Below are 17,117 nucleotides of genomic sequence, written 5' to 3' on the forward strand. Positions count from 1 at the left end.
AATCAGTCGTGCATGACGCGGTGCAGCAGCTCCTCGTAGCGGGCCAGGAACGGCTCCAGGCGCAGTCCCTCGGCGACGGCGGCGGCCGCCTCGTCGGCCGAGGTGATGGCCGGACGGCGCGGCACGCGGCCCAGCACGGGCACGTGGCACATCTCTTCGATCATGGCCGGGTTCGTCTGTTCGGCCACGTCGGGCTGCTCCGGGTAGCCGCAGAGCACCACGCCCACCACGGGCAGGCCCCGACTCCGGGCGTAGTGCACGGTCAGGAACGTGTGGTTGAGCGTGCCCAGGCCGGGGCGCGACACCACCAGCACGGGCAGCTTCCAGCGGACGGCCAGACCGGCGTAGTCGAGCGTGTCGGTCAGCGGCACCGACAGCCCGCCGGCCGTCTCGACGAGCACCCAGTCGCGGTCCTGCAGTCGCCGCCAGGCCGCCTCGATGCGGTCGAGGTCCACCGGACGACCGGCGCGGCGTGCCGCCACCAGGGGGGCCAGCGGTTCGGCATAGACGCAGGGGGCCACCTGCTCGGGCGGATCGTCCACGCAGGCCCCTTCGGCCAGCATGCGGGCGTCGGGCGGCCAGCTTCCCGGCGGACCCTCCCAGCCGGTCTCGACAGGCTTGAGCACGCCCACCCGGTAGCCAGCCTCACGCAGCAGCCGCGCCAGTCCGGCGGCCACCACGGTTTTCCCCACGCCGGTGTCCGTGCCGGTAATGAGCAGTCCGTTCATGCTTGCTGTCGGATTTGTTGCGCGAGCGATTCCAGTTCGGGCAATGCGTCTTCGAAGGACGCGCGCAGGATGGCCGTCATTTCGTCCAGTTCGGTCTCGGTGGCGGCCAGCGGAGGCATGAAGATCAGCACCGAGCCGATCGGCCGCACGAGCATGCCCCGCCGCCGGGCATGGCGGGCCACGATGAAGCCCACCTGGGCCCCGTAGGGAAACGGCGTGCGCGTGGCCCGATCGGCCACGATCTCGATCCCCACCATGAATCCAGCCTGGCGCACTTCGGCCACGAACGGATGATCGGCCAGCGGGGCCAGTCCGGCCCGAAGGCGTTCGACTTTAGCCGGGAGCGCAGGGAGTCGTTCGAGCAGCAGCTCCAGACTGGCCAGCGCCACGGCGCAGCCCAGCGGATTGCCCGTGTAGGAGTGGCCGTGGAAGAACGTCTTGCGCTCCTCGACTTCGCCCAGAAACGCCTCGAAGACCCGTTCGGTCGTGAGTGTGGCGGCCAGCGGCAGGTAGCCGCCGGTCAGCCCTTTGCCCAGACAGAGCAGGTCGGGCGTGATGCCGTCGGCCTCGCAGGCAAAGAGCCGGCCCGTGCGCCCGAAGCCGGTCGCCACTTCGTCGACGATCAGCAGTACGTCGTAGCGGTCGCACAGCGTGCGCAGCTCCCGCAGAAAGCCCGGCGGAGCGGGCAGGATGCCTCCGGCGCCTTCGACGGGCTCGACGATCACAGCCGCCAGCTCGTCCCGGCGCGTGCGCAGCACGTCTTCGACGGCTTCGAGGCTTTCGGCCAGTCGATCGTGCGGGTAGGGGTAGGGCACGCGTGGGTGGCCGGGCAGCAGGTCCAGAAACGGCCAGTGAAAGAGCGGGTCGGGCGCCACGCCCACGGCCCCCAGCGTGTCGCCGTGGTAGTTGTTCAGAAAACCGAGCACGTAGCGCTTCGTGCGCCGGCCCTGGTTGGCCCAGAACTGCACGGCCATCTTGAGCGCGATCTCGACGGCCGTGGCGCCGCTGTCGGAGTAGAAGACGCGCTGCAGACCCTTCGGGGCCACATCGATCAGCCGTTTGGCGAGCGCGACGGCGGGCACGTTCGCCTGGCCCAGCATGGTCGCGTGTGCCACGCGCCGGAGTTGCGCCTCGATGGCCGCGTTCAGTTCGGGCACGTTGTGGCCGTGCACGTTCAGCCAGATCGACGAGGTGCCGTCGTAGTACCAGTTGCCGTGAATGTCTTCGAGCTTCACGCCCCGGCCGCGCCGGATGATGACCGGATCTCCGGCCATGTACTGCTTCATGGGCGTGAAGGGATGCCAGACGTAGGTCTTGTCCCAGGTGACGAGCGTTTCGGGGGCCAGCTCGTCGAGCGCGTCGATGATCGTGCGGGTTTCTTTCATCGTAGATCGACGATTTACCATTGGATCAGCACGGCGGCCGAAAGCAGTCCGGCGCCCACGGCCGTGAGCAGCAGCAGGTCGCCGGGGGCGAAGCGATGCGCTTCGAGCGCCAGCGCCAGCGGAATCGTGGCGGCCGAGCTGTTGCCGATCCGATCGACGAGGTTGACGGTGCGCGCTTCGGGCATGCCCAGTTGCCGGCGGGCTTCTTCGATCAGCCGGAGGTTGGCCTGGTGCGGAATCCACCAGGCGACGTCGTCGAGGTCGAGGCCGGCCTGCTGGAGCACGCGTCGCCCGGCTTCGGCCATGCCGGTGGCGGCCCGTCGGAAGAGCGCGCGGCCGTCTTTCATATACATGAGGTGTTCGCCGCGGGCCACGCGTTCGGGCGTGAGCGGTCGGCGGCTTCCACCGGCCGGGATGTAGAGGTCGTCCCAGCAGGAGCCGTCGGCGCCCAGCCAGCAGGCCACGATGCCGCGCGGGCCCTCCGAGGGACCGAGTACGACGGCGCCGGCCCCGTCGGCAAAAAGCGCCGAGGTTTTCGGGTCGTCGGGGTTGGTGCGGCGGCTGAGCACGTTGGCGCCGATCACGAGCACGCAGGTACGCTGCAGGCGCACATAGCCGTCGGCCAGCGCCAGCGCATACAGGAAGCCGCTGCAGGCGCCGGCCAGATCGACGGCGCCCGCCCGCTTCAGCCCCAGGCGATGGGTCACGACGGGCGCCGTCGGTGGCAGCAGGTGGTCGGGCGTGCTCGTGGCCAGCAGCAGCAGGCCGATGCGCTCGGGGGACAGCTCGGCCTGTGCCAGCGCGGCCGCCCCGGCACGGACGGCCAGATCGCTCGTGGCTTCGTCGGGGCCCACGAGCGGACGCTCCCGGATGCCCGTGCGCCGGGCGATCCAGCCCGGCGGCAGGCCCAGGCGGCGCTCGGTTTCGGTGCTCGGCTCGCGGTGGGCCGGAAGCGCCGCGCCCACGCCCAGCACGGCCGCTCGCCGCGCCGGTGCGGCGGTGGTTGTTGCAGGGAGCGGTGTGGTCAGGGACTGTTCAGGCAACATGGGGCTGGATCGCTTCGGCTTCGGGAAAGGCGGCCAGGGCCGCCTCGATGTCGTCGTCGGTGTGCGTGGCCATGGGGGCCAGTCGGATCCGGCTGGTGCCGGGCGGCACCGTCGGCGGCCGGATGGCCGGGGCGAGCACGCCGCGCGTTTCCAGCAGCGTCGACAGGCGCAGCGCCGCCTCGGGCGTCCCTACCAGCACGGCCAGCATGGGCGCCGGTGGTTCGTGCCGGACCGTGTAGCCCAGGGCTTCGAGCCCGGCCTTCAGACGGGCGACGTGCGCCTGTTGCCGGTGTCGCCGCCGCGCGCCTTCGTCGGACTGCACCAGACGGACGGCCTCCAGCGCCGCGGCGGCCAGCACGGGCGAAATCCCCGTGCTGTAGATGAAGGCGCGGGCGCGGTGCAGCAGGTAGTCGACGAGCGTCCGCGATCCCAGCGCGGCGCCGCCCTGCACGCCCAGCGCCTTCGAGAGCGTGGCCACCTGCACGGGAATCCGATCGGCCACGCCCAGATGATGGGCGGTGCCCCGGCCTTCGGGGCCCACGATCCCGGTGCCGTGCGCGTCGTCCACGACGAGCACGGCGTCGTAGCGGGCGGCCAGTTCGGCCAGCTCCGGAAGCGGCGCCACCGTGCCGTCCATGCTGAAGATGGCATCCGTCACAATGAAGCGGCGGCCGCCCGGGGCCGGTCCGGGCCCCTGCAGGAGCCGCTCGAGTTGCTCCAGGTCGCGGTGGCGGTAGTAGCGGAAGTGGGCGCGGCTGAGCCGGGCGCCGTCGTTCAGGCTGGCGTGGTTGAGCGCGTCCGCAAAGATCTGGTCGCGCGGACCCGCCAGCGCCGAGAGCACGCCCACGTTGGCCGCGTAGCCGCTCGGAAACACCAGGGCGGCTTCGGTTTCCTTGAGGGCGGCCAGGGCCGCCTCGAGCGCTTCGTGCACGGGGCGGTCGCCCACCACCAGCCGGGCGGCTCCGGCGCCGACGCCCCAGCGCTCCAGCGCTTCGCGGGCGGCCGCCGTCAGGCGCGGATCCGTGCTCAGCCCCAGGTAGTCGTTCGAGGCCAGGTTCAGCAGGCGGCGGCCGTCACGTTCCACGTACGGACCGGCCGCAAGCGGCCGGAGCGTGCGGCGCAGTCCTTTCGCCTCAAGCTGCCGGAGTTGCCGGGTGAGCCACTCCATGGGGGCGGGCCGGTTGGGGCGTTTCGGGCACGAAACCCAGGTCTTCGATCATCTGCCAGTCGGCCTCGGCCGCCTGACCTTTTTCGGTCAGGTAGTCGCCCAGAAACAGGCTGTTGGCCACCATGAGCGCCAGCGGCTGGAGGCTCCGCAGGTGCAGCTCACGCCCGGCCGAGGCCCGGATCTCCGCCTTCGGGTTGACGAACCGGAACACCGACAGGTAGCGCAGGCAGGCCCAGGGCGTCAGGTGGCGGACGGTCTGTCCGTCGCCCAGCGGGGTGCCCTTGATCGGAATCAGAAAGTTGACCGGGATCGACGTGGCGCCGGCCTCACGCAGCGCGTAGGCCATGTCGAGCACGTCTTCGTCGGTTTCTCCCATGCCCAGGATGACGCCCGTGCAGGTCTGCAGCCCCGCTTTCAGGGCGGTCTGCACGGTTCGGATGCGGTCCTCGAAGGTGTGCGTCGAGCAGATGCGCGCGTAGTGGCGCGGGCTCGTGTTCAGGTTGTGGTTGTAGGCGTCCACGCCGGCTTCTCTGAGCTGACGTGCCTGCTCTTCGTCCAGGATGCCCATGCAGGCGCAGATTTCCAGCGGTAGTTCGGCCTTGATGCGGCGCGTGGCTTCGAGTACGGCTTCCAGTTCGCGCCGGTGCGGTCCACGGCCCGAGGTCACGATGCAGAAGCGCTGGGCGCCGGCCGCATGGGCTTTGCGCGCGCGGTCGAGGATTTCTTCGACCGACAGCATGCGGTAGCGTGGAATCGGCGCCTTCGAGATGCGCGACTGGGAGCAGTAGTGACAGTCTTCCGGACAGATGCCGCTCTGGGCGTTGAGCAGTACGTTGACCTTGACGCGGTTACCGAAAAAATGCCGACGCACGCGCCAGGCCGCCTCGACAAGCCGCAGCGTGTCTTCGTCGGGCAGCTGCAACAGCGCGCGGGCCACGTCGCGTGTGGGCGGCCGGTCTTCGAGCGCGTCGGCCACCAGTCGATCCCAGGCGATTTCCATGGTGTCGTCTACGGGTTGGTCAGGGGTTGGTAGCAACGGGTTGCAGGAGGGCGACGTCGCCGGCCGAGACCGTTCGGCGGGTGCCGTCGGGCAGACGCACGCGGAGCGCTCCGGAAGGCTCGACATCTTCGGCGAGCCCTTCCACCGGTCCGGTCGGGGTCTCGATGCGTACCGGGCGGCCCAGCGTGTAGCTGAAACGACGCCAGGCGTCGAGCACGGCCCCGGCGTCGGTCAGGCGGTCGTACCAGTGCTCCAGGCGGGCCAGCAGCCGCGCCAGCAGGTCCACACGCCGCAGGCCGGGCCGGTAGGTCTCGAGGCAGGCGGCCTCGGGCGGCAGCGGGGCTTCGTGCACGTTCAGGCCGATGCCCAGCAGCAGGTAGCGCACTTCCTCGCCGCGCAGGTCGGCTTCGACCAGGACGCCCGCCAGCTTGCGGCCGTCGGGGGCCAGCAGGTCGTTGGGCCATTTCAGGCCGCCCACTTCGGCCGTTTCGGCCAGCGCCACGCCGGCCGCCAGCGACAGCCGCAGCAGATCGGTCAGCGGCAGGCGGGGGCGCAGCAGCACCGAAAAGTACAGGCCGGCGCCCGGTGGACTGACCCACCGGCGGCCGCGCCGGCCCCGGCCCCCGGTCTGCTGCTCGGCCAGCACGATGGCCCCTTCAGGCGCGCCCGCCTCGGCCCAGGCCCGCAGCTCGTCCTGGGTGCTTGTGGTGCGGCCCAGATAACGGTAGGCCCGGCCAAAGCGTCCCTGCAGGAGCGGTTGCAGCAGGTGCGGGGCGGGACTCCCCGGTCGTAGCCGATAGCCCCGGCCCTGCACGACTTCGATCGGGTAGCCGGCTTCCTGCAACCGGTGGGCCTGCTTCCAGACGGCCACGCGGCTCAGTCCCAGCCGCCGCGCCAGCAGCGCTCCGCTCGTGAACGTCTCGTCCAGACAGGCCAGCAACGCCACTTCCTTCATGTTAACCAAGATAGGACAGATCGGTTAACGAATGCAACATCGAGATGGAGCTTGCGGGCTTGACCGGAGACGTTTTGATGTGTACCATGCCTCTGATCAAATTGAAGAAAATGATGCGCCAGGTTGCATTTCTGCTGAGCGTCCTGATCGGGTGCTCGATGCTGGGAAGCGACAGATCGGACAAAGCGCCCCACTGGGAGCTGGTCTGGTCCGACGAGTTCGATTACAGCGGACTTCCGGATCCGGAAAAATGGGATTACGACGTGGGCGGTCACGGCTGGGGTAACCAGGAGTTGCAGTACTACACGCGGGCGCGGATCGAAAACGCCCGCGTGGGCGGGGGTGTGCTCATCATCGAGGCGCGGCATGAGCCCTACGAGGGGCGTGAGTATACGTCGGCCCGGCTGGTGACGCGCGGAAAGGCCTCGTGGACCTACGGGCGCTTCGAGATTCGAGCGCGGCTTCCTTCGGGACGGGGCACCTGGCCGGCCATCTGGATGCTTCCGGATCGCCAGACCTACGGCAGCGCCTACTGGCCCGACAACGGCGAGATCGACATCATGGAGCACGTCGGCTTCAATCCCGATGTGGTGCACGGTACCGTTCACACGAAGGCCTATAACCACCTGCTGGGTACGCAGCGGGGCGGAAGCATCCGGGTACCCACCGCACGCACGGACTTCCACGTTTATGCGATCGAGTGGACGCCCGAGGAGATTCGCTGGTTTGTGGACGATTCGCTCTACTATCGCTTTCCGAACGAGCGCCTGACCAACCCCGATGCCGACTGGCGCCACTGGCCCTTCGATCAGCCGTTCCACCTGATCATGAACATCGCCGTTGGTGGCACCTGGGGCGGCCAGCAGGGCGTCGATCCGGAGGCCTTCCCGGCCCAGCTCGTGGTCGACTACGTGCGCGTGTACCGATGGGTGGAGTGAGAAGTGCGGCGTCAATGGCGGTAGTGAAGACGCTCAACCTGAGCCGCGTTGAGTAATCTCAAGAACTCTTTGAAGTCGGACGGTAGATGGATCGTAGCCATAGAGAACCTGGCGCATAAGTTCAACCGCCTGCAGTCGTTCCGCAGGAGTACGTGTCAGCCAGAAACGCTTTTCATCGGTCTGCTCGAAAAGCGATGTAACTTCAAAGACCCTCCGATTCACCTTTGCCGAGCCAAGCACATCCATAGCTTCTAAAAGACGGGGTGTTGTTTTTTTTCTGCTTACCACGTAGCGATTCAGAGGATTCCATACTTAAGGCCAGGGCACCACTTCTTCGGCCAGGGCGAGGGCACCCAGCACGCCGGCGCGGTCGCCAAGCGCCGGCGGGACGATGAACGTGTCGAGGTCGGGCAGCGCTACATAGCCGTTGATGCAGGCGGCCACGTGGTGGCGGATGCGCGGAAACAGGTGCGTCTGGTGCATGACGCCGCCCCCCAGGATGAGGCGCTGGGGCGAGAGCGTCAGGATCAGGTTGGCCAGCCCGAAGGCCAGGTAATGGGCCACTTCGTCCCAGGCCGGATGCTCGGGAGGAAGTTCCGGAGCCGGTCGGCCCCACCGGGCCGCGATGGCCGGTCCGGAGGCCAGTCCCTCGAGGCAGTCGCCGTGGAAGGGGCAGTGGCCGGGGCGATCGTCGCCGGGCAGGCGGGGCACGAACAGGTGGCCGATCTCGGGATGCTGGTGGCCGTGGTGGCGCCGGCCGTTGACGATGACCCCGCCGCCGATGCCCGTGCCGATCGTCAGGTAAACGAACGTGTGCAGGCCGCGCCCGGCCCCCCAGCGCTGCTCGCCCAGGGCGGCGGCGTTCACATCGGTGTCGAACGCCACGGGCACGTTCAGCGCGCGGCGCAGCGTGCCCGCCACGTCGGTGTGCGCCCAGCCGGGCTTCGGCGTGGTCGTGATGTAGCCGTAGGTGGGCGAGCCCGGATCGGGATCGACGGGGCCGAACGAGCCAATGCCCAGTGCCGCAATCGGCTCGGGCTGGCGCCGGAAGAAGTCGATCACGCGGCCGAGCGTTTCCTCGGGCGTCGTGGTGGGAAAGCGTTCGAGCGCCCGGATGTCGTCCGGGCCGGTCCCGACGGCGCAGACGAACTTGGTGCCGCCGGCTTCGAGGCCTCCCAGGAGTGGACGTTCGGCCATGGCGGGTTGCGTTTTTCAGTACCAGTAATAGGCGAGGGTGTCCATGAGGCGTCGAGCCGTGTGCAGGTTTTGCTGGGCGATCTGGCGGCGGCGTTCGGGCGTGAGCGTGAGCGGCCGGGCCGTGTCGTGCAGCGTGGGTGAAAGGGGACGCTCCAGGCGCTGTTCCCATTCGATGCGCCAGCTAAGAGGAAGCCGCTCCGGAAGCGGTCGGTCCTGCAGGACCAGATACAGCAGGGCCCAGACGCGTACCGTGGCGTCGAAGTCGTAGCCGCCGCCCAGCGTAAAGAGTGCACGGCCGCCGGTATGTTCGTCGGCCAGCGCCTTCAGGCGTCGGAAGAGCTGCTCGTAGGCGCGCGTCGAGAGCAGCAGGTCGGCCAGCGGGTCCTGAAAGTGGGCGTCGGCGCCGCACTGGACGACGAGCACGTCGGGCCGAAACATCACGAGCGCGTGGGGCACGACGCGCTCGAAGACTTCCAGGTAGCTTTCGTCGTCAGTGAACGGCTGAAGCGGTACGTTCAGCGAAAAGCCCTGGCCGCGGCCCTCGCCGATCTCGTCGATGAATCCCGTGCCCGGAAACAGGTACTGGCCGGTTTCGTGCAGGCTGATCGTCAGCACCGTGTCTTCCCGGTAGTGGATGGCCTGCACGCCGTCGCCGTGGTGGACGTCGATGTCGATGTAGGCCACGCGCAGTCCGGCGTCGGTCAGCGCCCGGATGGCGATGGACAGGTCGTTGTAGACGCAGAAGCCCGAGGCGCGGGCCGGGTGGGCGTGGTGAAAGCCACCGCCGAGCTGGAGCACGGTAGTGGCCCGGCCGTCGGCGATCAGGCGGGCGCCGTGCAGCGTGCCGCCTACCAGCACACGGGCGGCCCGGTCCATGTCGGGAAACACGGGCACGTCGGGTGTGTCGAGGCCGAACGCCTCGGCATCGGGCACGTATTCGCCGCGCGAGGCCGCCTCGACGCGCGCCACGTAGTCCTCGGCGTGCACGCGGAGTACCTCTTCGCGGGTAGCCTCCGGCGGTCGGATCGGCGTCGGCGCGCAGCCCAGCGCCTCCAGGAGCGTCCAGAGCATTTCCAGACGCACCGGGCTGAACGGGTGCTCCGGGCCGAAGCAGTAGGTCAGGTAGTCCGGGTGATAGACGACGGAGACCACGGTTTGTGCGGGGGCCAGATGACTTCGAAGCCTTCCTGTCGGAGCGTGTCGGCCAGCGGGTGTGTCCGGTTCGTATCGACGCGCAGCACCACGCGCAGCCATTCGGAAGATTCCGGGTAGGAGAGAATGGAAAGGATGTTCACGTGGTGGGCGGCCACGGCCGAGGCCAGGGCGGCCAGGCGACCGGGCGTGTGTGCCAGGCGCACTTCGATCCGGCCGCTGGGGCGGTCGGCGCCGCTCAGGCGCAAAAGCGCCTCGAGCAGGTCGGTTACGGTAACGATGCCCACCAGTTCGTCGCCGTCGAGTACGGGCAGGCAACCGATGCGGCGCATGCGCATCAGACGGGCCGCTTCTTCCACCGGATCGAGCGGCGCGGCGGTGACCACGCGGCGCTGCATGACCGAGGCGACCCGGGCATCCGGTGGAAACGGATGGGGGTGCAGCGCACTGGTGGCCAGGCGCAGATCCCGGTCGGTGACGATGCCCACCAGACGCCCTTCGTCGACGACGGGCAGGTGGCGGATGGCACGCTCCTGCATCAGCCGATAGGCGGCCGCGAGCGTGGCGTCCGGTGCGATGGTCTGCACCGGACGCTGCATGACGTCCTGCACCAGCATGGCTCGTTCAGGCAAAAGCAGAAGGCCGGCACCCAAGCTTACGACCTGCGACGCGGAAGCGCAAGCCTGAATCCTGAAAGTCGGCACGACGTAGGACGCTCGAAACGCTAAGCACGGCGGAGCGCTATGCAGCACGGACGGCTGCTTTTCTGGGGACTCTGGATCGGCTTGCTGGCGCTGGTGGCCGGACGCGTGCCGACTCCGGAAGCGCGGCGCGGGCCGGGACCGGATACGCTGCAGGTAGCGCTTTACGTGGCAGAAGGTCGGGCCAGTTACTATGGTGCGCGATGGGCCGGGCAGCGAACGGCCAGTGGCGAGGCGTTTGATCCCGAGGCGCTGACGGCCGCGCATCCCACGTTGCCTTTTGGCGCACGCGTGCGCGTGACCAATCTCCGAAATGGCCGCTCTGTGGTGGTGCGCATCAACGATCGGGGACCGCACGTCCCGGGTCGGATTATTGACGTGTCGTATGCCGCCGCCCGTGCCCTGGGGATGGTGCGCAGTGGGACGGTGCCCGTGCGGATCGAGTGGTTGCCGGAGACGGCCGTGGATTAATTCGCTCCCGGGGTGCGGATGACGAGGCGGTCCGGGAGGTCGTTGCGCTGAGGGGCCGGATTGAGCAGCGGACCGGTCAGCGGCGTGTCGAGCGCGGTCACGAACGGCGCCAGTGTCGAGAACAGAAAGTCCTGCTGAAACTCGAAAAAGTCGTCGTCGAAGCCGGCCCGGTCGCCTTCGTGCCCGACGATGTCCAGAAAGAGCAGGCGCGGCCAGTCGGGAAAGCGCTCCTGGGCTTCGCGCAGCAGCCGGAAGAGCGCCTGCGCGGCGTCTTCGAACGTATCGTCAGGGCCCACCACGTAGTAGATGGACACCGTGTCGTCGAAGTTCATCCAGATGCCCGGCTTTTTCGGACGGTTGTAGGCAGGCACGAACGCAGGACCTTCCATGGCCGGCGGTGCGGTTTTTTTCTAAAGCGTTGCGGTAGGCGAACGCCGGCCCCGGTCGCGGGATTCGCCTTGCCCGGCTTTTAATCAAAAAGGCCGGATGCCCCGGCGGGACATCCGGCCGGCTGCCGGGTCAGGCGTGCGGCCCTCAGGCCGGCACGCTCAGGCGATTCAGGACCTCGACAAGCGCGCGGCCCACCCCTTCGGCCGAGGCCGGGTTCTGGCCCGTCACGATCCGATCGTCCACCTCCACGTGGGCGGCGAAGTTCTTCACCGACACGTGGATGGCCCCCAGCTCCTTCAGACGCGTCTCCAGCAGGAAGGGCACGACCTTGTCCAGCTGTACGGCCTGCTCCTCTTCGTTCGTGAACGAGTTGATCCGGCGTCCTTCGACGAGCGGCCGCCCGTTGGACAGCTTGATCGGGATCAGGCCGGACGGCCCGTGGCACACGGCCCCGATGGCGCCGCCCCGCTCGTAGATGCTGGCGGCAATACGGGCGATCGCTTCACTTTCGGGAAAATCCCACATCGTGCCGTGGCCGCCCGCGTAGAAGATTGCCACGTAACGGGACGGATCGACCTGCTCGGGCGCCAGCGTCTCATCCAGCCGCTTGCCGTGCATTTCCCAGAAGGCCTTGTTGATCGGGTCGTCCAGCTTGTAGCTCTTCGGGTCCATGGGGGCCTTGCCGCCCTTCGGGCTGACGAAGTCGATCTCATAGCCGGCCTCGTGCAGCACGTGGAACGGGTGGGCCACCTCCGACAGATAATAGCCCGTCTTCTGCCCTGTGTTACCCAGTTCGCTATGATTCGTGACGACGAACAGAACGCGTCCCATAATTGCCTCCCGTTTTATTTGTTCAACCATGCATGGTACATCAATGGGGGAGGCGGGCACAGGTTCGGACGGGTTTTTGACGAACCTGCAACAGATCGGTCTGAACAAAAAAACGCCCGGCCTGTGCAGACCGGGCGTTTATCGTCACGCGTTGATGGCGTGGTTAGAACAGTTCGGACGACCGCGAGAGACGTTCGACGTTCATCGCGCTGAGCCCTTTGGGCGTGCGCTCGACCTCGTAGGAAACCTCTTCGCCTTCGCGAAGCCCTTCGTCCCAGCCAAGGCCGGGCACGTTGTTGCGGTGGACGAATACGTCCTTGCTGCCGTCATTGGGTTCGATAAAGCCGTAGCCTTTGTCGATGTTGAACCACTTGACGCGTCCTCGTTGAGCCATGATACCTTTGGTGTTGTGTCGCCTCGCGCAGCGCAAACCGAAACCCGCAGTACCCGTGAAGAGCAACCCGGAAGCGGCCAGACCGCAGGAGGTGACGTCGTGTAAAGTAACGTTAACGATAGCCTCAACGGATGGCCGAAGCGGGGGTTCCGGGATGAGCAAAAAAAATTGCAGGCGAATGTGACAGGGATTTTCCCGGCCAGCGCATTGCAGGAAAAATTCAGGCGCTGGATATTGTCGGCATCACACGAGCAAAGTCCAGAGACCATGCAGCGCATAGCCATTTTTATTCTGATAGGATGGCTGGTAGCCGTGGCGGCCGAGGCGCAGCTCCGGCGACCGCCGATCGATACCACCGTGGTTACCCGCCACACGGTCACCGTGAAGGGCCAGCGCATTCCCTATCGGGCCGAGGCCGGCATGCAACCGGTATGGGACGCATGGGGGCGGCCGATCGCCACGATGTTCTACGTGTATTACGAGCGGGAGGACGTGCAGGACCGCTCCCGAAGGCCTCTGATCTTCTCGTTCAACGGCGGACCCGGCTCGGCTTCGGTCTGGATGCACATCGGCTACACCGGTCCGCGCCGCGTGCGCATCGACCCGGAGGGCTTCCCGATTCAGCCTTACGGCATTGAGGAAAACCCGTATTCCATTCTGGATGTGGCCGACATCGTCTATGTGGACCCCGTCAACACAGGCTTTTCGCGCATTCTGAGTGACACGGTGGACCGGCGGCAATTCTTCGGGGTCAACGAAGACGTCACCTACCTGGCCGACTGGATTGCCGCCTGGGTGAGTCGGCACGGGCGCTGGCGCTCGCCCAAGTTCCTGATCGGCGAAAGCTATGGCACGACCCGCGTGGCCGGGCTGGCCGGCGCGTTGCAGGAACGCCACTGGATGTACCTGAACGGCGTCATTCTGGTCTCGCCCACCGGTCTGGGCATCGAGCGGGACGGTCCGGTAGGCCAGGCGTTGCTTCTGCCGTACTACGCCGCGGCTGCCTGGTATCACCGGAAGCTGGTACCCGAGCTCCAGCAGCGTGACCTGGAAGACCTGCTTCCGGAGGTGGAGACGTTCACCGTGGAGGAGTACCTGCCCGCGCTGGTGCGGGGCGGCTTTCTGGAACCGGAACGTCGGCGTGAGATCGCCCGTCGCGTGGCTACCTACGCGGGCCTTTCCGAGGCGGTGGTGCTCCAGTACAACCTGGCCGTGCCGCGCAACGTCTTCTGGAAGGAACTGCTACGCGACGAAGGGCTCACCATCGGCCGGCTGGACTCGCGCTACCGGGGCATCGATCGCCAGGCCGGTGGCGAGCGCTTCGACCATGATCCGGCGCTCAGCGCCTGGAATCACGCCTTCACGCCGGCCATCAACTACTACCTGCGTGAGGTGCTGGGCTTCCGCACCGACCTGGAATACTGGATCTTCGGGCCGGTGCGCCCCTGGAACCGGGAGGGCGACGAAACCGGCGAGCAGCTCCGACGCGCCATGGCACAGAACCCTTATCTGCACGTGCTGGTGCAGGCCGGCTACTTCGACGGGGGGACCGACTACTTCTCGGCCAGGTACACGCTGTGGCAGCTCGATCCGAGCGGCAAACTGCGCGACCGGCTCTTCTTCAAGGGCTACCGCAGCGGTCACATGATGTACCTGCGCGACGAAGATCTGGCTACGGCCAACGACGACCTGCGCGCCTTCATCCAGAAAGCCCTGGAGGCCGCCCGGACGCCGGCGCGTTACTGAGGCGCAAACCAATCCGGAGCAAGCCATGCGATTTCGAGCCGTCTGGCTACCCGTTCTGCTACTCGGCCTGATCCCGACGCTTCGGGCGCAGGACCGAGCCGCCTGCCATGTGCCGCTGCCATCGTCCGAGCGCATCGAAGCGGTGCGTGCTTACATCCGCCAGAGCTGGGACGTGTTGACGCGCTCGCACCGTGACCTGCTGGCGGCCGTGCAGGATCCCAAGATCGAACACGAACCCGGCACGCCCTGGCCGCTCTATATCGCCGCCACGGAAGACTCGGCGGCGGTGTGGCATCGGCTTCAGCAGGAATTGCCCGACTCGGTGCTGCAGCAGATCGTGCTGCGCGTGTTGCCCGAGGATCCGGTGGCCCATCTGGATGAAATCCACCCGCACGGCTTGCTCTATCTGCCGGAACCGTACGTGGTGCCGGGCGGCCGTTTCAACGAGATGTACGGCTGGGACAGCTATTTCATCGTGGTGGGGTTGTTGCGTGACGGGCGCATCGACCTGGCGAAGGCCATGACGGACAACCATCTCTATCAGGTGCGCCACTACGGCAAGGTGCTCAACGCCAACCGTACCTACTACCTGACGCGCTCACAGCCGCCGTTCCTGAGCGCCATGGTGCTGGCCGTTTACGAACACACGCAGGACCGCGACTGGCTGGCCGCGGCCGCCCCGCTCATCGAGCGCTACTACGCCTACTGGACCACGCCGCCCCATCTGGCCGGCGAGACGGGACTTTCCCGCTACTACGATCTGGGCGAAGGGCCGGCACCCGAAGTGGTGGCCGGCGAGCGCGACGCGCAGGGGCGCACGCACTACGACCGCGTCCGCGAATACTACCGCACGCACGAGGTAACGGCCTACGACGAATCGCTCTACTACGTGGCCGAGGCCGATTCGCTGACGCCGCTTTTCTACAAGGGCGACCGCTCGATGCGCGAGTCGGGCTTCGATCCGTCCAATCGCTTCGGCCCGTTCAGTGTGGACATCATCCACTATGCGCCGGTGGGGCTGAACGCCCTGCTGTACCGGATGGAGACGGACCTGGCCCGCATTCACGAAATCCTGGACGACACGGCGGCCGCCGCCGCATGGCGTGCCCGGGCCGAGGTGCGGCGCGAACGGGTCGATCGCTACCTGTGGGACCCCGAGCGCGGCCTGTACTTCGACTACAACTTCCGGACGGGGCGTCGCAGCGATTACGTGTTTGCCACCACGTTCTATCCGCTCTGGGTGGGCATGGCCTCGCCCGAGCAGGCGGCCCGCGTGGCGGCCAACCTGTATTTGCTGGAGGCGCCCGGCGGCCTGCTCACCAGCACGCACATCAGCGGGAGCCAGTGGGATGCGCCCTACGGCTGGGCCCCGCTCTACCTGATTGCCGTCGAAGGCCTCCGTCGCTATGGCTACGACGAAGCGGCCGATCGGCTCACGGCCAAGTTCGTTTTGATGGTGGTGGAAGACTTCGAGCGAACCGGCGTGATCCTGGAGAAGTACGACGTGGTGCAGCGCCGCTCCGACGTGGCGTTGCGCTACGGCTATACGTCGAACGAGATCGGCTTCGGCTGGACAAACGCCGTCTTTGCAGAACTGCTGGCCCAGATGGATTGAGGACGGTCATGACGCGTGCGCTGCCTGCTACCATGCGGGCCATGGTGCTGGAGGCCCCCGGACGCCCGCTCGTGCTTCGCGAACTGCCCGTGCCCGCACCCGGCCCGGGCGAAGTGTTGCTTCGGGTGGAAGCGTGCGGCGTGTGCCGCACCGATCTGCACATCGTGGATGGCGAGTTGCCCGAGCCCAAGCTGCCGCTGATCCCGGGCCACCAGATTGTGGGGCGGGTGGTGCGATTGGGGGAAGGCGTGACCCGCTTTCGGGAGGGCGACCGCGTGGGCGTGCCCTGGCTGGCCGAAACATGCGGAACGTGCCGCTACTGCCGTCGCGGCCAGGAGAACCTGTGTCCGAATGCCCGCTTCACCGGCTACACGCGCGACGGTGGCTTTGCCGAGTTCACCACGGCTCTTGCCGACTACTGCTATCCACTCCCCGACGACGTGTACGACGCGCCGCACGCGGCACCGCTGCTGTGTGCCGGACTGATCGGCTACCGCACCTATCGGCTGGCCGGACCGCACGTCGAGCGCCTGGGTCTGTACGGCTTTGGCGCGGCCGCGCATCTGATCATCCAGGTGGCCGTGGCCCGCGGCCAGCAGGTCTACGCCTTCACCCGGCCCGGCGACACGGCCGCGCAGGATTTTGCCCGAAAACTGGGAGCCGTCTGGGCCGGTGCCTCGACGGAGCGTCCGCCGGAACCACTCGATGCCGCGTTGATCTTCGCACCGGTAGGGGCGCTGGTGGTCGAGGCGTTGCGCTCGGTGGATAAGGGCGGCGTGGTGGTGTGCGGCGGGATCCACATGAGCGACATCCCCTCGTTTCCCTATCGGCTCCTCTGGGAGGAGCGCGTTATTCGCTCGGTGGCCAACCTGACGCGCCAGGATGGCGAGGAATTCCTGAAGCTGGCGCCCACCATTCCCGTACGTACCGAGGTGACCTGCTTCCCGCTGGAGGAGGCCAACGAGGCGCTTCGGCGACTCCGCGAAGGCCAGCTCCAGGGCGCCGCCGTGCTGGTGATGGGATAGGGTCAGGCGGGACGGCCTGCAACCTTGCGATAAAGCCAGAGCAAAATCAACGCTCCGATTACGGCCAGAATCAGACTACCCAGGTCGAAATCGACGGCACGTCCTTCTCCGATACCCAGCAGCCCGGCCAGGAAGCCGCCGATCAGGGCCCCGACAATGCCAATGAGAATGGTTACGATGATGCCGCCCGGGTCTTTGCCCGGCATGATCCATTGCGCCAGCGCGCCCGCCAGCAATCCCATCACAATCCAGGATAAAATGCCCATCGGAATTTCGACGTGAAGGTGAAACCTGCTTTAAGATTAGCCGGAAAGGCTGGGAAGCAGGTAGCAGCATTGGATTTTCCAGTAGTTAGTTCTGGCGCAGCGCCAGAAG

General features: G+C 67.2%; 19 protein-coding genes. 5 read left to right on the top strand and 14 right to left on the bottom strand.

All coding sequences use genetic code 11. From position 1 onward, the window contains the following. Positions 1-2: 2 nt before the first annotated feature. The 6 genes from bioD to GYH26_RS00545 are packed head-to-tail and all read right to left on the bottom strand — an operon-like array spanning position 3 to position 6,282. Complete coding sequence (gene bioD, locus GYH26_RS00520; protein WP_161540049.1) at positions 3-728, bottom strand: dethiobiotin synthase; 726 nt, start codon at positions 726-728, stop codon at positions 3-5. After that, positions 725-2,113, bottom strand: coding sequence for an adenosylmethionine--8-amino-7-oxononanoate transaminase (bioA, locus tag GYH26_RS00525; protein ID WP_174238060.1), 1,389 nt, complete (start codon positions 2,111-2,113; stop codon positions 725-727). Before bioA ends, bioD begins: the two co-directional genes overlap by 4 nt. A 14-nt stretch (positions 2,114-2,127) precedes the next feature. After that, positions 2,128-3,159 carry a 3-oxoacyl-ACP synthase III family protein gene (locus tag GYH26_RS00530; RefSeq protein ID WP_161540050.1) on the bottom strand — a complete coding sequence of 344 codons (1,032 nt, stop codon included), beginning with the start codon at positions 3,157-3,159 and terminating at the stop codon, positions 2,128-2,130. After that, on the bottom strand, positions 3,149-4,327 hold the full coding sequence (bioF, locus tag GYH26_RS00535; protein ID WP_161540051.1) for an 8-amino-7-oxononanoate synthase: 1,179 nt from the start codon (positions 4,325-4,327) through the stop codon (positions 3,149-3,151). The genes GYH26_RS00530 and bioF overlap by 11 nt, the downstream gene beginning before the upstream one ends. Then, a complete protein-coding gene (bioB, locus tag GYH26_RS00540) occupies positions 4,293-5,327 on the bottom strand; it encodes a biotin synthase BioB (RefSeq protein WP_161540052.1) in 1,035 nt (344 codons plus the stop codon). Before bioB ends, bioF begins: the two co-directional genes overlap by 35 nt. Before the next feature lie 19 nt (positions 5,328-5,346). After that, positions 5,347-6,282: a biotin--[acetyl-CoA-carboxylase] ligase gene (locus GYH26_RS00545; RefSeq protein WP_161542336.1), complete on the bottom strand. Its 936-nt coding sequence runs from the start codon at positions 6,280-6,282 to the stop codon at positions 5,347-5,349. A 110-nt stretch (positions 6,283-6,392) separates the two neighbouring features. On the opposite strand from GYH26_RS00545, the gene GYH26_RS00550 reads away from it, so the two are divergent. After that, positions 6,393-7,220 (top strand): glycoside hydrolase family 16 protein, encoded by an 828-nt coding sequence (locus GYH26_RS00550; RefSeq protein WP_161540053.1) that lies wholly within the window; start codon positions 6,393-6,395, stop codon positions 7,218-7,220. A gap of 33 nt (positions 7,221-7,253) precedes the next feature. On the opposite strand, the gene GYH26_RS15105 is transcribed toward GYH26_RS00550, so the two are convergent. The 4 genes from GYH26_RS15105 to GYH26_RS00565 all read right to left on the bottom strand — a co-directional run bounded on the left by GYH26_RS15105 (position 7,254) and on the right by GYH26_RS00565 (position 10,186). Next, positions 7,254-7,466, bottom strand: coding sequence for a hypothetical protein (locus tag GYH26_RS15105; protein WP_206751734.1), 213 nt, complete (start codon positions 7,464-7,466; stop codon positions 7,254-7,256). 66 nt (positions 7,467-7,532) lie between these two features. Then, positions 7,533-8,417: an ROK family protein gene (locus tag GYH26_RS00555; protein WP_161540054.1), complete on the bottom strand. Its 885-nt coding sequence runs from the start codon at positions 8,415-8,417 to the stop codon at positions 7,533-7,535. Positions 8,418-8,432: 15 nt separating this feature from the next. Continuing rightward, positions 8,433-9,569 (bottom strand): acetoin utilization protein AcuC, encoded by a 1,137-nt coding sequence (locus GYH26_RS00560; RefSeq protein WP_161540055.1) that lies wholly within the window; start codon positions 9,567-9,569, stop codon positions 8,433-8,435. Beyond that, positions 9,536-10,186: a CBS and ACT domain-containing protein gene (locus GYH26_RS00565; RefSeq protein WP_161540056.1), complete on the bottom strand. Its 651-nt coding sequence runs from the start codon at positions 10,184-10,186 to the stop codon at positions 9,536-9,538. Before GYH26_RS00565 ends, GYH26_RS00560 begins: the two co-directional genes overlap by 34 nt. Before the next feature lie 126 nt (positions 10,187-10,312). Here GYH26_RS00565 and GYH26_RS00570 point away from each other — a divergent pair, with 126 nt between their 5' ends. Beyond that, complete coding sequence (locus GYH26_RS00570; protein WP_161540057.1) at positions 10,313-10,741, top strand: septal ring lytic transglycosylase RlpA family protein; 429 nt, start codon at positions 10,313-10,315, stop codon at positions 10,739-10,741. On the opposite strand, the gene GYH26_RS00575 is transcribed toward GYH26_RS00570, so the two are convergent. The 3 genes from GYH26_RS00575 to GYH26_RS00585 all read right to left on the bottom strand — a co-directional run bounded on the left by GYH26_RS00575 (position 10,738) and on the right by GYH26_RS00585 (position 12,356). Beyond that, complete coding sequence (locus tag GYH26_RS00575; protein WP_161540058.1) at positions 10,738-11,130, bottom strand: hypothetical protein; 393 nt, start codon at positions 11,128-11,130, stop codon at positions 10,738-10,740. The two genes, GYH26_RS00570 and GYH26_RS00575, sit on opposite strands and share 4 nt — an antisense overlap. A 145-nt stretch (positions 11,131-11,275) precedes the next feature. Next, entirely contained in the window at positions 11,276-11,962 is a 687-nt protein-coding gene (locus GYH26_RS00580) for a type 1 glutamine amidotransferase domain-containing protein (protein ID WP_161540059.1), read from the bottom strand. 163 nt (positions 11,963-12,125) lie between these two features. Beyond that, positions 12,126-12,356, bottom strand: a complete 231-nt coding sequence (locus tag GYH26_RS00585) for a cold-shock protein (RefSeq protein WP_012842637.1) — start codon at positions 12,354-12,356, stop codon at positions 12,126-12,128. Between the two features lie 267 nt (positions 12,357-12,623). Here GYH26_RS00585 and GYH26_RS00590 point away from each other — a divergent pair, with 267 nt between their 5' ends. The 3 genes from GYH26_RS00590 to GYH26_RS00600 are packed head-to-tail and all read left to right on the top strand — an operon-like array spanning position 12,624 to position 16,742. Then, positions 12,624-14,102, top strand: a complete 1,479-nt coding sequence (locus GYH26_RS00590) for a S10 family peptidase (RefSeq protein WP_161540060.1) — start codon at positions 12,624-12,626, stop codon at positions 14,100-14,102. A gap of 25 nt (positions 14,103-14,127) precedes the next feature. Beyond that, on the top strand, positions 14,128-15,717 hold the full coding sequence (locus tag GYH26_RS00595; protein WP_161540061.1) for a trehalase family glycosidase: 1,590 nt from the start codon (positions 14,128-14,130) through the stop codon (positions 15,715-15,717). Positions 15,718-15,749: 32 nt separating this feature from the next. Next, entirely contained in the window at positions 15,750-16,742 is a 993-nt protein-coding gene (locus GYH26_RS00600; RefSeq protein ID WP_161542337.1) for a zinc-dependent alcohol dehydrogenase family protein, read from the top strand. 2 nt (positions 16,743-16,744) lie between these two features. Here the strand turns inward: GYH26_RS00600 and GYH26_RS00605 are convergent, their stop codons facing one another. Further along, the gene (locus tag GYH26_RS00605; protein ID WP_161540062.1) at positions 16,745-17,008 is read right to left on the bottom strand and encodes a GlsB/YeaQ/YmgE family stress response membrane protein; all 264 of its coding nucleotides are present in this window, start codon (positions 17,006-17,008) and stop codon (positions 16,745-16,747) included. Positions 17,009-17,117 lie beyond the last annotated feature (109 nt).

This window comes from Rhodothermus marinus (genome assembly GCF_009936275.1).
In the GTDB taxonomy this organism is placed as follows: domain Bacteria; phylum Bacteroidota; class Rhodothermia; order Rhodothermales; family Rhodothermaceae; genus Rhodothermus; species Rhodothermus marinus_A.

Excerpts from the sequence above, each read along its gene's own strand:
- GYH26_RS00530 (WP_161540050.1), bottom strand. The coding sequence starts at position 3,159 with ATGTTGCCTGAACAGTCCCTGACCACACCGCTCCCTGCAACAACCACC.
- bioB (WP_161540052.1), bottom strand. The coding sequence starts at position 5,327 with ATGGAAATCGCCTGGGATCGACTGGTGGCCGACGCGCTCGAAGACCGG.
- GYH26_RS00545 (WP_161542336.1), bottom strand. The coding sequence starts at position 6,282 with ATGAAGGAAGTGGCGTTGCTGGCCTGTCTGGACGAGACGTTCACGAGC.
- GYH26_RS00605 (WP_161540062.1), bottom strand. The coding sequence starts at position 17,008 with ATGGGCATTTTATCCTGGATTGTGATGGGATTGCTGGCGGGCGCGCTG.
- GYH26_RS00600 (WP_161542337.1), top strand. The coding sequence starts at position 15,750 with ATGCGGGCCATGGTGCTGGAGGCCCCCGGACGCCCGCTCGTGCTTCGC.
- GYH26_RS00575 (WP_161540058.1), bottom strand. The coding sequence starts at position 11,130 with ATGGAAGGTCCTGCGTTCGTGCCTGCCTACAACCGTCCGAAAAAGCCG.
- GYH26_RS00580 (WP_161540059.1), bottom strand. The coding sequence starts at position 11,962 with ATGGGACGCGTTCTGTTCGTCGTCACGAATCATAGCGAACTGGGTAAC.
- bioA (WP_174238060.1), bottom strand. The coding sequence starts at position 2,113 with ATGAAAGAAACCCGCACGATCATCGACGCGCTCGACGAGCTGGCCCCC.
- bioF (WP_161540051.1), bottom strand. The coding sequence starts at position 4,327 with ATGGAGTGGCTCACCCGGCAACTCCGGCAGCTTGAGGCGAAAGGACTG.
- GYH26_RS00570 (WP_161540057.1), top strand. The coding sequence starts at position 10,313 with ATGCAGCACGGACGGCTGCTTTTCTGGGGACTCTGGATCGGCTTGCTG.
- GYH26_RS00550 (WP_161540053.1), top strand. The coding sequence starts at position 6,393 with ATGATGCGCCAGGTTGCATTTCTGCTGAGCGTCCTGATCGGGTGCTCG.
- bioD (WP_161540049.1), bottom strand. The coding sequence starts at position 728 with ATGAACGGACTGCTCATTACCGGCACGGACACCGGCGTGGGGAAAACC.
- GYH26_RS00585 (WP_012842637.1), bottom strand. The coding sequence starts at position 12,356 with ATGGCTCAACGAGGACGCGTCAAGTGGTTCAACATCGACAAAGGCTAC.
- GYH26_RS00565 (WP_161540056.1), bottom strand. The coding sequence starts at position 10,186 with ATGCTGGTGCAGGACGTCATGCAGCGTCCGGTGCAGACCATCGCACCG.
- GYH26_RS15105 (WP_206751734.1), bottom strand. The coding sequence starts at position 7,466 with ATGGATGTGCTTGGCTCGGCAAAGGTGAATCGGAGGGTCTTTGAAGTT.
- GYH26_RS00555 (WP_161540054.1), bottom strand. The coding sequence starts at position 8,417 with ATGGCCGAACGTCCACTCCTGGGAGGCCTCGAAGCCGGCGGCACCAAG.
- GYH26_RS00595 (WP_161540061.1), top strand. The coding sequence starts at position 14,128 with ATGCGATTTCGAGCCGTCTGGCTACCCGTTCTGCTACTCGGCCTGATC.
- GYH26_RS00590 (WP_161540060.1), top strand. The coding sequence starts at position 12,624 with ATGCAGCGCATAGCCATTTTTATTCTGATAGGATGGCTGGTAGCCGTG.